The sequence below is a fragment of the Kitasatospora sp. NPDC023176 genome, assembly GCF_055560495.1.
The window spans coordinates 16,400-28,855 of record NZ_JBVHIP010000046.1 but is presented as its reverse complement, the minus strand read 5'-3'; the positions used below and the strand labels follow the sequence as shown (position 1 = coordinate 28,855).

Below are 12,456 nucleotides of genomic sequence, written 5' to 3'. Positions count from 1 at the left end.
AGGGCCGAAGAGCCCGGGGGCCCGTCGCGGTGATCGCGACGGGCCCCCGGGCGTTCCGTTCGGCCGAGGCCCCGGATCAGCGCAGCTCCGGCGGCGGGGTGCGCTTGGCGTCCATGCCGTCCACCCGCACCAGGCTCCCCCAGACGGCCATCCGGTACCGCGAGGTGTACACCGGCGTGCAGGTGGTCAGGGTGATGTAGCGGCCGGGGGCGGTGTAGCCGGAGCTGACCGGGACGGGCGCGACGATGCCGGTGTCGTACTTGGACGTCTCCGGCAGGGTGTTGTCGACCTTGTAGACGTACCACTTGTCCTTGGTCTCGACCACGACCGCGTCGCCCCTGTGGACGGCGTCCAGGTCGTGGAACTTGGCGCCGTGGCCGTCCCGGTGGGCGGCCAGCGCGAAGTTGCCCGCCTGGTCCCAGGGCATCGCGGCCTTGTAGGGCTGCTCGTACACGCCCGCCACGCCCTCGTCCAGGACGTCGGTGGAGGTGCCCATCCGGATCAGCACCTGGAAGTCCCGGCCCATCGCCGGCACGTGCAGGAAGCCCACGTCGTCCCCGATCGCGGGCGGCGCGACGGCGCCGCCCGGCCCGGCGGTGGCGCCCGAAGGGCCGGCGGTCGGACCGGCCGCCCAGGAGCCGCGCAGCCGGTCCGAGGCGTCCGCCGCGGAACGGTCCGCCTGCACGTTGGTCCACCACAGCGAGTAGGCCACGAACAGGCCGAGCACCAGGCCCAGGGTGATCAGCAGCTCGCCGAAGACGCCGAGCGCGGCCAGCGCCCGGCTCCGGCCCTTCCTCTCCGCCCGTTCGGGCGGGGGGAAGGCCTCCCCCTCCGGATCGGCCGACCGCGCGGTCCCGTCGTCCTGCATCTGCGCTGCTCCCCCTCCGAAACCCGGCCTCCGGGCGGCTACCCGCCCGTGATCGCGGCCGGCTTGCCCTGACTGCGCGGCCGCTCCTCGATCATCTTGCCAAAGAGGATGAGGCGGTACTTGGAGGTGAACTCCGGGGTGCAGGTGGTCAGGGTGATGTACCGGCCGGGGCCGGTGTACCCGGAGCCGTTCGGCACCGGCTTGATCACGCTCACGTTGCTGGGCGGGGTCTGCGGGATGCCCCCGGTGATCTCGTAGGTGAAGTACCCGGCGGCGGTCTCCACCACGACCTTGTCGCCCTTGCCGAGCTCGTTGATGTAGCGGAACGGCTCGCCGTGGGTGTTGCGGTGGGCGGCCAGCGCGAAGTTGCCCGCCTGGTCGCCCGGCATCCCGGTGCCGGGGTAGTGGCCGACCAGGCCCTTGTCCAGCACCGCCGCCTTGTCGGTGCCCTCGGCGATCGGGAACTTCAGCCCCAGCTTGGGCAGGTAGATGATGGCGAAGCCCTTGCCGGGCGCGAACGCCTCCGGCTTGTTCGGGTCCGCGGCGGGCTGGCCCGGGCCGGGCGGCGGGGCGTCGAACTGCTGCTCCAGCTGGTCACGGGCGCTGCTGGCGGCCGCGTCGGCCTGCACGTTGGTCCACCAGAGCTGGTACGCGACGAACAGCAGCATCACCACGCCGAGGGTGATGCACGCCTCGCCGACGAAACGGGCGGCCACCACGAGCGCCGACTCCTTGGGACGGGCGCCCCTGGCCCCCCGGCCCTTCGCCCGGCGCCGGCCACCGCCCGCGCGGACCGAGGTCCGGCCCTGGGCGGCCCGACGGCGCTCGGCCCGGCCGCCGGTGGCCGGAGCGGGCTCGGTGGCAGGCTCGCCGCCGTCGACGGGCAGCCGCAGCTGGAGGGTCTGGTCGGGCAGCCACGGGTACTCGGGGCCGCCCTCGACCGGTTGCTCGGCCTGCTCGTACACGCCCCAGCCGTCCTCCGGCGTCCCCGGAACCGGCTGATCCTGCGGGTACGGCCCGCCGGACTGCGCGGCACCGTACTGCGGCGCGGCGGGCTGCGGCGCGGCGGGCTGCGGCGCGGCGGGCTGCGGCGCGGCGGGCTGCCGGGTGCCGTACTGCGGGCCCCCCTGCTGCTGGACGCCGTCGTACGGCTGCGGGCCGCCGTACGGGCCGGCCTCCGGCTGGTAACGCCCCTCCGGGCGCACCGCGGTCACGCCGCTCAGCCCCGGCCGATCACCGGGGCGAGCCCGGCCGACCGGTCCACGGCCTGCGGGAAGCCGCACTCCGCCAGCCAGTTGGCGAGCATCCGGTGCCCGCCTTCGGTCAGCACCGACTCGGGGTGGAACTGCACGCCCTCGACGGGGAGTTCACGGTGCCGCAGGCCCATGATCACGCCGCTCCCGGTCCGGGCGGTGACCACCAGCTCGTCCGGCACGGTGGCCGGGTCGACGGCCAGCGAGTGGTAGCGGGTCGCGGTCAGCGGCGAGGGCAGCCCCTCGAACACCCCGCCGTCCTCGTGCTCCACCGGCGAGGTCTTGCCGTGCAGCAGCTCCGGCGCCCGGCCGACCACCGCGCCGTACGCGACCGCGATCGACTGCAGGCCCAGGCAGACGCCGAACACCGGCAGTCCGATCCCCGCGCAGTGGTGCACCATCGCGACGCAGACCCCGGCCTCCTCGGGCGATCCGGGCCCGGGGGAGAGCAGCACCCCGTCGAAGCCCTCCTCCCCCGCCCGGCGGACGGCGTGCTCGACGGTCACCTCGTCGTTGCGCACCACCTCGCAGGTGGCGCCGAGCTGGTACAGGTACTGGACCAGGTTGAAGACGAAGCTGTCGTAGTTGTCCACGACCAGGATGCGGGGCGGGGTCGACTGGGTGGTCATGCGCGCGTGGTCTCCGTGGGATGCGGTGCTGGGGGGAAGTTCCGGGCCCGCCGGGTCAGCCGGCCGAGGCGCCGTCGCCGCCGTCCACTGTGACGTCGCCGAAGGGGAGCAGCGGTTCCGCCCACGGGAAGACGTAGGTGAAGAGGAGGTAGACGATCCCCAGGATCAGGAGCAGCGAGATGACGGCCCGGACCAGGGTGTTCCCCGGCAGGTGACGCCAGATCCAGCCGTACATGGTGCTCCCTCGAGGTAGCGGACTGGGGTCAAGAGTAGACCCGGGTTCAACGGCCGTGAGGCCGGTCCGCCACTGCCGCTCCCGCTACCCACCCGCCGAGCGCAGTTCGGTGGTGCCGGAGTATCCGGGCAGGGTCAGGTCCCCGCTCTCCTGGACCTTCCAGCCCAGCCCGTAGGCCTGGACGTACTGCAGGTAGTTGCGGATCGTCGGGTCCGCCTCGACGGCCGACCGCAGGGCGTCCGTCTTCCCCACCGCCTTGACCACGTACGGCGGGGAGTAGACCCGGCCCTGGAGCAGCAGGGTGTTGCCCACGCAGCGCACGGCGCTGGTGGAGACCAGCCGCTGGTCCATCACCTGCACGCCCGCCGCGCCGCCCCGCCACAGCGCGTTGACCACGGCCTGGATGTCCTGCTGATGGATGACCAGGTCGTTGACGCCGGGCTCGGGGACACCGGGGATGCGCGCGGTGGCGTTCGGCGGGGCGTCGTTGAGGGTGACGGTCAGTCCGCCGCCCTGCAGCGGCTCCAGGGCCGCGCCGAGCCGCAGGCCGTCCAGCTGGGCGGCGTCGGCGGGGTCGTGGCCCTGCTGCTCGGTGAGCTGCTGCGCCCGGGCCTGGAGGTCGGCCAGCTGGGCCTGCGCCTGCTGGTTCTGCGAGCTGCGCTGGCGGACCACGTCGCCGAGGCTCAGCAGCGAGTTGTCGGTCCGCAGGTCGGTGCCGCGGGCGGTCTGGGCGCTGATGTAGAAGAGCAGACCGGCGAGTGCGAACACGGCGCAGGTCAGGGCACGTCCGACAATTCGGGTGCCGGAACGGCGGGTAACGGCCTTCCCGGGGGGAATCGACAAATTAGTCACCGTACCCTTATCTCCTTGAGACCCGCCGAGCCACTACGCTAACGGACGCCGGTGGCAGGCGGGGGAGCGGTCCCAGAGCGCTCTCCACGTCCGACCGTCGGCTCTCGCCCGCTGCACCTCTCACCCGCTGCACCCCTGCGCGGTCTCACAGCGCATCGACAGGAGAACTCCTCGTGCCGAAGTCTCGACTCCGCAAGAAGTCCGACTACACCCCGCCGACCACGGCCGTGGTGAAGATCAGCTCGGGCCGTAGTTGGGTCGCCCCGCTGATGCTGGCACTGTTCCTCATCGGCCTGGTCTGGATCGTCACCTACTACGTGACGAGCGGCAGCTACCCGGTCGAGAGCTGGCGGAACTGGAACATCCTGGTCGGCTTCGGCTTCATCGCGGCCGGGTTCGGCGTCTCCACCCAGTGGAAGTGACGCTCCGCGCGTCCTGAGGCTCGCATTCGAGCCGTTTCCGCCGCTTCGGATCGCGGGCCCCGGGGCGGCGGTTCGGCGTGCCCGGAGCCGGGCCGGAACGCGGTCGGCCACCCATCTGACAGTCCCACCATCACACCGTCAGGCTTATCCACATGGTTATCCACACTGGGGAAAAGTCCCCACAGCCTGTGGATAACTTTCGCGGTCCGGACTGTCCACAGCTGTGCACAACTCCCCGAAGGCACGGGAACCGCACAGGAGGACACGCGTAGAACAGCAGTCCACAGCCGAGTCGGCGCACAGCCTGCGCCCAACCCCGCACCCGCTGTGGACAAACGCCCGGGGCGTCACGCGCCGTACAGGGCCATCCCGGCCAGCAGCATCGCCGCCTCCAGGGCCAGCGCCACCACCACCGTCAGCGCCTGGACCGGGCCGCGGCGCTCGCGCGGGGCGTACATCAGGCCGGAAGCGACCAGGACACCGATCACCAGCCCGCCGATGTGAGCCCGCCAGTCGATGCCCGACGCGGAGAAGGTGACCACCAGGTTGAAGACCAGGAAGGCCACCGCCGGAGCCAGCGGGCCGCGGTCCCGCAACTGCATCAGGATCGTGGCGCCGATCAGGCCGAAGACCGCCCCGGAGGCACCGAGCGAGTTCACCCAGTCGCCCGCCACCAGGAAGGTGAAGGTGCTGCCGCCCAGGCCGGCCAGCAGGTAGAGGGCCAGGAAGCGCAGCCGGCCGAGCGCCTCCTCCAGCGGCGGGCCGAGCCAGAGCAGCACCAGCATGTTCAGCCCGATGTGCCACCACTGGAGGTGCAGGAAGGTGGCGGTCAGCAGCCGGTACCACTGCCCCGGGCCGTCCGCGACCCCGTACGGGCCGCCGGCGTGCGCCCGCCCGGCGCTGGCCAGCGCCCAGACCTCGCCCAGGCGCGGGACGAGCACGTAGGCGGCCAGCACCCAGACGACCAGGTTGATCCCGACCAGCACCCGGGTCACCAGCCCGCCGTCCAGGGTCGGCGCCCCACCGAACCGGGTGGTCGCCCGCCGCGCCCCCGCGTGGCCCTCGCCGACGCACTCGGGGCACTGGAAGCCCACCGAGGCGGCCACCATGCACTGCGGACAGATCGGCCGATCACAGCGGGTGCAGGAGATCCCGGTGGCCGTCCGCGGGTGCCGGTAGCAGCCGGGCGGCTCGGCTTCGGGGGAGCGGCCCGTGGACCGTCGCGGCTCGTCCGGGAGCATCAGCGGCTTCCCCTTCCCTACCCGATCACCGAAGCCGCCAGCCTACTGCGGTCCCCCGCCCCGGCGGCCGGCCTTTCTCCCCCGCCCCGCTCCCCCGCGGACCCCGCGTACGGCCCACCCCGGCGTGCCGGGGGACAAATCCACATGCATGATCAGCATTCAGGTGGATATGTGCATAAAAGGACGCCACCCAGGAGGAGAGACTCGTGAGCTTTTCGGACTCGGCCCGTGAGACCGCCACCAGGACCCGGGACACCGCCGCACAGTTCGCGGACGGCGCCAAGCAGCGCCTCGGGCCCGCCCTGGACGCCCTCGGCCCCAAGGCCGCCCAGGCCGCCCACCAACTCCGCGTCCACTACGACAAGCACCTCGCCCCGCAAATCTGCCAGGCCTTCGCCAGCCTGCCGCCCGAGGCCCAGCAGAACGCCCTGAGGGCCTTCCACCGGGCCCAGGAGGCCGCCCTGGCGGCCCGGCTCTCCGCCGCCCACGCCGCCGACCAGGCCCGCACCACGGTCGGCCCCAGGGTCGCCCTGGCGGTCGAGGAGGCCCGCGCCGCGGTCTCCCCGGTCGCGCACGAGGCCCAGTTCCGCGGCGCCGCCGCGCTGACCGCCCTCCATGGCAACGTCAGCTCGGCCGAGATCAGCGAACTGGCCGCTCGGAACGCCAAGCGGCGGCAGCGGTGCGGCTGGTCCACCGGCCTCGTGGTGGCCGGGGTGCTGGCGGTCGGCGGCGGCCTGGTCGCCTGGCAGTGGTGGCGCCGGCACAGCAACCCGGAGTGGCTGGTCGAGCCCTCGGCCCCGCAGTCGCCGCCGCCGACCGGTGCGACCGCCGCCACCGCCCCGGTGAACGGCTCCGAGGACGACCGCCCGCAGTCCTAGCGGTCGGGCCCGGAAAAGCCGAACGGCGGCCGACCTGGAGAACAGGTCGACCGCCGTTCAGGCGCTGTGGAGCATAGGAGACTCGAACTCCTGACATCTGCCTTGCAAAGGCAGCGCTCTACCAACTGAGCTAATGCCCCTCGATGGCACGGCCCGTGCCAACGGGCACTAGCGTACCGGGTTCCGGCGTGGTTCCGAGAGCCGTCCCCCTGGGGGGAACCGGCCGGTCCGATCGAAGGAACGGGCCGACCGGTTCGGGAGGCGCGATCAGCGCCTCCGAAGACCGTCGATCGTCAGATCGACCGGGGCTCAGCGACCGGCCGGAACCGGGTCGGTGGCCTCGGTCCACAGGTCCTGCTCGGCGCGGTCCGCCTGGACCTGACGGTAGACAAAGAAGCCGCCGAGGGCGACCAGGGCGACCAGGAGGAGCTTCTTCACCGCGGGACCTCGTCCTTCTTGCGTTGATGGACTCAAGAGCCGGTGCTCCGGCCGGACCGACCGGGCCGACGAGTCCAGATGTGTTTCGAGCGCGAACGGGCTGCCGGGTGCCAGACTGCCCTTGCGGCCGATGATACACACCGGTGTCCCAATCGTGACCAGCCACCGGCGCCGTCAACCCGACGGTCCGGTCCGAGGATTGACGCCACACCTCCTGTCGTACGGATCGTCCGCACGCGGTCCGCCCGGGGAAGGCCCGTCGGAGCCTGTCCACCGGGGAACGTCGAAGGGCCCGGAGTGATCACTCCGGGCCCTTCGGGGCGGTGGGCCTAACAGGACTTGAACCTGTGGCCTCTTCCTTATCAGGGAAGCGCTCTAACCGTCTGAGCTATAGGCCCTCGCTGCACAGCAGAGCGTACCGGAAGCCGCTCGATCCGCGAAAACGTCGAAGGGCCCGGAGTGATCACTCCGGGCCCTTCGCGGTGGTGGGCCTAACAGGACTTGAACCTGTGGCCTCTTCCTTATCAGGGAAGCGCTCTAACCGTCTGAGCTATAGGCCCTTGCCGCACTGAAAGATTAGCGGACCGACCGCCGATCTCCCAAATCCGTTCCGGCCGGGGTCGCGGCGATGACCTCGGCGGCCGGGCGCACCAGCCACTCCTCGCGGGTCGGCGGCAGGCCCGATCCGCCCTCCTCGGTACCGCGGACGGCGAGGATCTGGTTGACGCCGATCCGGTTCTGCTCGAAGGCGAGCGCGCAGGCGGCCATGTACAGCCGCCAGACCCTGGCCCGGCCGAGGCCGACCAGCCGGACCGCCTCCGTCCAGTGCGCCTCGAGGTTGGCCACCCACTCGCGCAGGGTCAGCCCGTAGTGCTCGCGCAGCGCCTCGACGTCCCGGACCTCGAAGCCCGCCTCCTCCAGCCGGGCCACGGTGGAGCCGACCGGGGAGAGCTCGCCGTCGGGGAAGACGTAGCGGTCGATGAAGGGGCTGGTGCGGTGCGCCTCGCCCGGGTAGTCGGGGCGGCGGGCGATCTGGTGGTTGAGCAGCCGGCCGCCGGGGGCCAGCAGCCGGTACAGGCCGTCGGCGTAGACCCGGTACTGCTCCTCGCCGACGTGCTCGGCCATGCCGACGCTGGAGATCGCGTCGAAGGGGCCGTCGGTGATCTCCCGGTAGTCCTGGAGCCGGATCTCGACCCGGTCGGCCAGGCCGGCCTCCTCGACCCGGGCCCGGGCGAGCGCGACCTGCTCCTCGGAGATCGAGACGCCGACCGCGGTGACCCCGTAGTGCTTCGCCGCGTGCAGCACCAGCGAGCCCCAGCCGCAGCCGACGTCCAGCAGCCGCATCCCGGGCCGCAGGCCGAGCTTGCGGCAGATCAGGTCGAGCTTGGCCTCCTGGGCGGCCTCCAGGCTCTTCGCCTCGGGCGTCCAGTAGGCGCACGAGTAGACCATGGAGGAGCCCAGCACGAGGCCGTAGAAGTCGTTCCCGACGTCGTAGTGGTGGCTGATGGCCGCGCGGTCCCGGCTGCGGCTGTGCAGCCGCCCCTGGGCCCGGCGGACCTCCTCCGGGGGCGGGGTGGGCTCCGGGCCGATCGCCCCGGCCCGGAGGGCGGCGGCGACCGCCCGGCGGCCCTTGGCGCCGAGGACGTCGCGCGGCCCGAGGGCCCTGGTGCGGATCTCCGGCAGCTCGGCGAACCGGGCGACCACGGAGAGCGTCTCGTACAGGTCGGTGCCGGGGGCGAGGTCCAAGTCCCCCGAGACGTAGGCCCGGGCCAGGCCCAGCTCGTCCGGCTGCCAGATCAGCCGGCGCAGTGCCCGGCGGTTGCGCAGGACCACGGTGGGCGCTCCGGGCGGACCGGCGACGCTGCCGTCCCAGGCCTGCACCCGCACCGGGACCGGGATGCCCAGCAGCCCGTCCAGGGCCTCGACCAGTTGACCTGCGAGCTTCGCCACCGCGTGCCTCCGTCAGCCGTCCTGCGGAACCTCATCTGACCCGGTCGACCGACCGGGGCGGCCTGCGGCACTCCCAGGGGTGGGAACGGGCGGCGTCCAGCTAATCCCACCGCGGGCAACCCGTTTCCGGGCGGCACGCCGCGGGTGCCGGCTGTCACCCGAAATGCCGACGGGCCCCGAAGGCTGCAACAGCCTTCGGGGCCCGTACATTCCGTCCGTGGACGGTGAACTGACCTGTGGTCAGGATCCGGCCGGGATCAGTCCTCCTCGGCCAGGGTCAGCTCGACGCCGCCGGTGAAGCCGGCCGCCGCGTTGTAGATGAAGGCCGAGAGCGTGGACAGCGCGGTCAGCAGGACGACGTCGACCACGGCGATCAGCGTGGTGAACATCATGACCTGGCCGAAGCCGATGTAGTCCATCAGGTTGAGCTGGCTGCTGGCGTTGTCCGCGCCGCCCCCGGTGACGTCCTTGAGCGTCTTGGTCAGCGAGTCGAAGACGCCGAGCGAGTCCAGCGTCATCCACAGCACGGCCGAGGCCACGATGATGATGATGCCGACGGCCAGCGACAGCAGGAAACTGACCTTCATCACCGACCACGGGTCGACCTTGGTCACCCGCAGCCGGGCCTTGCGGGTCCGGCCGAGGCCGCCCCCGACGGTCGCGGGCCCGCCGGCGGGGCGGCGCGGCGCGCCGGGCACCGGGGTGCCGCCGGCCGGGGTGTTGCCGCTGGTCCGGGTGCCCCGGGGCGGGGTCGGCTGGCCCTTGGCGTACGTGGTCGGCGGCGAGAAGCCGCTCTGTCCGGCGGCCGGGCTGCCGGAGGGGGGCGGGGTCTGGCCCCCGTAGGTCGCACCGGCCTGGCCCGCTCCACCGACCGGCGGCATCAGCGACGTGGACGCGGCCGAGTGCTCGGTCGGCGGCTGTCCTGGCACGCCGTACGACCCCCCGCCCTGCGCGCCCGGACGGCCGCCGGAGGGTCCTCCCGCAGCACCCGTGGCTCCACTCACCTGGTCCTCCCGCACTTCCCACCAGGGCGGCGCCCTGATCCGTCACTCGTCATCCAGCGCCCGGCGGGATTGCCCGGTACTGGTCGGCGTCCGGTGCCGCCGCGTCCTCTTCTCTGGACGCGACGGCACCGGTCCGCGGTTCGGTTCAGACCTCGGCGTCGCCGCCGACCGCCGTCTCCGTACCTTCGGCCGTCTCGGTGGACTCGGTGCCGGCGACCTCGTCCTCCGCCGTCTCCTCGTCCTCGGCCTCCGCGTTGCGGGCCATGCCCACGACCGCGTCGCGCTTTCCGAGGTTGATCAGTTGGACGCCCATGGTGTCACGTCCGGTTTCACGAACCTCGGAAACCCTCGTGCGGATCACCCCACCCGACAGGGTGATCGCCATGATCTCGTCGCTGTCGTCGACCACGAGTGCGCCGACCAGCGAGCCCCGGCCCTCGACGATCTTCGCCGCCTTGGTGCCGTAGCCGCCGCGTCCCTGGACACGGTACTCGTCCACGGCCGTTCGCTTGGCGTACCCGCCGTCCGTGGCGGTGAACACGTAGGTACCCGGACGGACGACGTTCATCGAGAGCAGTTCGTCGTCCTCGCGGAAGGCCATGCCCTTGACGCCGGAGGTGGCGCGGCCGGTGGGGCGCAGCGCGTCGTCGGTCGCGGTGAAGCGGATCGACTGGGCCTTCTTGGAGACCAGCAGCAGGTCGTCCTCGGAGGAGACCAGCTCGGCGCCGATCAGCTCGTCGTCCTGGCCCTCCTCGTCCTGGCGCAGGTTGATCGCGATCAGGCCGCCGGAGCGCGGGGAGTCGTAGTCCTTCAGCGGGGACTTCTTCACCAGGCCGGCCCGGGTGGCGAGGACCAGGTACGGCTTGTCCTCGTAGGTGCGGACGGCCATCACCTGGGCGATGTGCTCCTCCGGCTGGAAGGCCAGCAGGTTGGCCACGTGCTGGCCGCGGGCGTCGCGCCCGGCGTCCGGCAGCTCGTAGCCCTTGGCGCGGTAGACCCGGCCCTTGTTGGTGAAGAACAGGATCCAGTTGTGGGTCGTCGTCACGAAGAAGTGGTCGACGATGTCGTCCTGCTTCAGCTGGGCACCGCGCACGCCCTTGCCGCCGCGCTTCTGCGAGCGGTAGAGGTCGGAGCGGGTCCGCTTGACGTAGCCGCCACGGGTGATCGTGACGACGATGTCCTCCTCGGCGATGAGGTCCTCGATGGAGAGGTCGCCGTCCGAGGGGATGAGGGTCGAGCGCCGCTCGTCGCCGTACTTCTCGACGATCGCGGTGAGCTCCTCGGAGATGATCTCGCGCTGACGGGTCGGCGAGGCCAGGATCGCGTTGTACTCGTCGATCTTGCGCTGCAGCTCGTCGTGCTCGTCCATGATCCGCTGGCGCTCCAGGGCGGCCAGCCGGCGCAGCTGCATCTCCAGGATCGCGTTGGCCTGGAGCTCGTCGATGTCCAGCAGGCCCATCAGGCCGGTGCGGGCGGCGTCGGCGCTGGCCGAGGCCCGGATCAGCGCGATGACCTCGTCGATCAGGTCCAGGGCCTTCAGCAGCGCGCGCAGGATGTGGGCGCGCTCCTCGGCCTTGCGCAGCCGGAAGGTGGTGCGCCGGACGATGACCTCGACCTGGTGGTTGACCCAGTGCCGGATGAAGGCGTCCAGCGACAGGGTGCGCGGCACGCCGTCGACCAGGGCCAGCATGTTGGCGCCGAAGTTGGTCTGCAGCTCGGTGTGCTTGTACAGGTTGTTGAGCACGACCTTGGCGACCGCGTCGCGCTTGAGCACGACCACCAGGCGGGTGCCGGTGCGGGACGAGGACTCGTCGCGGACGTCGGCGATGCCGGCGATCCGGCCGTCCTTGACCAGGTCGGCGATCTTCAGCGCGAGGTTGTCCGGGTTGACCTGGTAGGGCAGCTCGGTGATGACCAGGCACTGGCGGCCCTGGATCTCCTCGACCTCGACCACGGCGCGCATGGTGACCGAGCCGCGGCCGGTGCGGTAGTAGTCGTCGATCCCGCGGCGGCCGACGATCAGCGCGCCGGTGGGGAAGTCGGGGCCCTTGATCCGCTCGATCAGGGCCTCCAGCAGCTCCTCGGCGGAGGCCTCGGGGTTCTCCAGCGCCCAGAGCGCGCCGGAGGCGACCTCGCGCAGGTTGTGCGGCGGGATGTTGGTGGCCATGCCGACCGCGATGCCGGTGGCACCGTTGACCAGCAGGTTGGGGATGCGCGCGGGCAGGACGGTCGGCTCCTGCGAGCGGCCGTCGTAGTTGGCGGCGAAGTCGACGGTGTCCTCGTCGATGTCGCGCATCATCTCCATGGCCAGCGGCATCATCTTGCACTCGGTGTAGCGCATGGCCGCGGCCGGGTCGTTGCCCGGGGAGCCGAAGTTGCCGTTGCCGTCCACCAGCGGCATCCGCAGCGACCACGGCTGGGCCAGCCGGACCACGGTGTCGTAGATCGAGGTGTCGCCGTGCGGGTGGTAGTTGCCCATGACGTCGCCGACGACGCGGGCGCACTTGTAGTAGCCCTTCTCAGGGCGGTACCCGCCGTCGTACATCGCGTAGAGCACGCGGCGGTGCACCGGCTTGAGGCCGTCGCGGACCTCGGGGAGCGCCCGGCTGACGATCACGCTCATCGCGTAGTCGAGGTACGAGCGCTGCATCTCTGTCTCGAGCTCGACCGGCTCGATCCGCATGGT

At 71.9% G+C, this 12,456-nt stretch carries 12 protein-coding genes and 3 tRNA genes; 2 read left to right on the top strand and 13 right to left on the bottom strand.

Going from position 1 to position 12,456, the window contains the following annotated elements; genetic code table 11:
* Positions 1 to 76: 76 nt before the first annotated feature.
* From ACZ3YL_RS37745 to ACZ3YL_RS37725, 5 genes are all read right to left on the bottom strand, one after another.
* Positions 77 to 868 carry a class E sortase gene (locus tag ACZ3YL_RS37745; RefSeq protein WP_188303017.1) on the bottom strand — a complete coding sequence of 264 codons (792 nt, stop codon included), beginning with the start codon at positions 866 to 868 and terminating at the stop codon, positions 77 to 79.
* 38 nt (positions 869 to 906) lie between these two features.
* Complete coding sequence (locus ACZ3YL_RS37740; protein ID WP_465661992.1) at positions 907 to 2,082, bottom strand: class E sortase; 1,176 nt, start codon at positions 2,080 to 2,082, stop codon at positions 907 to 909.
* Between the two features lie 5 nt (positions 2,083 to 2,087).
* Positions 2,088 to 2,750, bottom strand: coding sequence for an aminodeoxychorismate/anthranilate synthase component II (locus ACZ3YL_RS37735; RefSeq protein WP_188303015.1), 663 nt, complete (start codon positions 2,748 to 2,750; stop codon positions 2,088 to 2,090).
* Between the two features lie 55 nt (positions 2,751 to 2,805).
* Entirely contained in the window at positions 2,806 to 2,985 is a 180-nt protein-coding gene (locus ACZ3YL_RS37730) for a hypothetical protein (RefSeq protein WP_030278236.1), read from the bottom strand.
* Positions 2,986 to 3,069: 84 nt separating this feature from the next.
* Entirely contained in the window at positions 3,070 to 3,822 is a 753-nt protein-coding gene (locus tag ACZ3YL_RS37725; protein WP_465662008.1) for a DUF881 domain-containing protein, read from the bottom strand.
* Positions 3,823 to 4,010: 188 nt separating this feature from the next.
* Between ACZ3YL_RS37725 and crgA the strand changes: the two genes are divergently transcribed.
* Positions 4,011 to 4,259 carry a cell division protein CrgA gene (gene crgA / locus ACZ3YL_RS37720; protein ID WP_188303014.1) on the top strand — a complete coding sequence of 83 codons (249 nt, stop codon included), beginning with the start codon at positions 4,011 to 4,013 and terminating at the stop codon, positions 4,257 to 4,259.
* Between the two features lie 347 nt (positions 4,260 to 4,606).
* On the opposite strand, the gene ACZ3YL_RS37715 is transcribed toward crgA, so the two are convergent.
* On the bottom strand, positions 4,607 to 5,500 hold the full coding sequence (locus ACZ3YL_RS37715; protein WP_188303013.1) for a rhomboid family intramembrane serine protease: 894 nt from the start codon (positions 5,498 to 5,500) through the stop codon (positions 4,607 to 4,609).
* Positions 5,501 to 5,706: 206 nt separating this feature from the next.
* Here ACZ3YL_RS37715 and ACZ3YL_RS37710 point away from each other — a divergent pair, with 206 nt between their 5' ends.
* The gene (locus tag ACZ3YL_RS37710; RefSeq protein ID WP_465661988.1) at positions 5,707 to 6,378 is read left to right on the top strand and encodes a DUF5324 family protein; all 672 of its coding nucleotides are present in this window, start codon (positions 5,707 to 5,709) and stop codon (positions 6,376 to 6,378) included.
* A 67-nt stretch (positions 6,379 to 6,445) separates the two neighbouring features.
* Here the strand turns inward: ACZ3YL_RS37710 and ACZ3YL_RS37705 are convergent.
* The 7 genes from ACZ3YL_RS37705 to gyrA form a co-directional block, all read right to left on the bottom strand.
* A tRNA-Ala gene (locus tag ACZ3YL_RS37705) sits at positions 6,446 to 6,518 on the bottom strand.
* Positions 6,519 to 6,687: 169 nt separating this feature from the next.
* Positions 6,688 to 6,816 (bottom strand): DLW-39 family protein, encoded by a 129-nt coding sequence (locus ACZ3YL_RS37700; RefSeq protein WP_014137031.1) that lies wholly within the window; start codon positions 6,814 to 6,816, stop codon positions 6,688 to 6,690.
* 324 nt (positions 6,817 to 7,140) lie between these two features.
* Positions 7,141 to 7,214, bottom strand: a tRNA-Ile gene (locus tag ACZ3YL_RS37695).
* 85 nt (positions 7,215 to 7,299) lie between these two features.
* Positions 7,300 to 7,376, bottom strand: a tRNA-Ile gene (locus ACZ3YL_RS37690).
* A gap of 16 nt (positions 7,377 to 7,392) precedes the next feature.
* Entirely contained in the window at positions 7,393 to 8,766 is a 1,374-nt protein-coding gene (locus ACZ3YL_RS37685) for a class I SAM-dependent methyltransferase (RefSeq protein WP_188303011.1), read from the bottom strand.
* Between the two features lie 257 nt (positions 8,767 to 9,023).
* The gene (locus tag ACZ3YL_RS37680; RefSeq protein ID WP_465661986.1) at positions 9,024 to 9,695 is read right to left on the bottom strand and encodes a DUF3566 domain-containing protein; all 672 of its coding nucleotides are present in this window, start codon (positions 9,693 to 9,695) and stop codon (positions 9,024 to 9,026) included.
* A 220-nt stretch (positions 9,696 to 9,915) separates the two neighbouring features.
* Positions 9,916 to 12,453 carry a DNA gyrase subunit A gene (gene gyrA, locus ACZ3YL_RS37675; RefSeq protein WP_188305741.1) on the bottom strand — a complete coding sequence of 846 codons (2,538 nt, stop codon included), beginning with the start codon at positions 12,451 to 12,453 and terminating at the stop codon, positions 9,916 to 9,918.
* Between the last annotated feature and the right edge of the window lie 3 nt (positions 12,454 to 12,456).

Bases quoted from the DNA above. Each gene is read 5' to 3' on its own strand.
- gyrA (WP_188305741.1), bottom strand. From the start codon at position 12,453: ATGCGGATCGAGCCGGTCGAGCTCGAGACAGAGATGCAGCGCTCGTAC.
- ACZ3YL_RS37735 (WP_188303015.1), bottom strand. From the start codon at position 2,750: ATGACCACCCAGTCGACCCCGCCCCGCATCCTGGTCGTGGACAACTAC.
- ACZ3YL_RS37745 (WP_188303017.1), bottom strand. From the start codon at position 868: ATGCAGGACGACGGGACCGCGCGGTCGGCCGATCCGGAGGGGGAGGCC.
- ACZ3YL_RS37730 (WP_030278236.1), bottom strand. From the start codon at position 2,985: ATGTACGGCTGGATCTGGCGTCACCTGCCGGGGAACACCCTGGTCCGG.
- ACZ3YL_RS37715 (WP_188303013.1), bottom strand. From the start codon at position 5,500: ATGCTCCCGGACGAGCCGCGACGGTCCACGGGCCGCTCCCCCGAAGCC.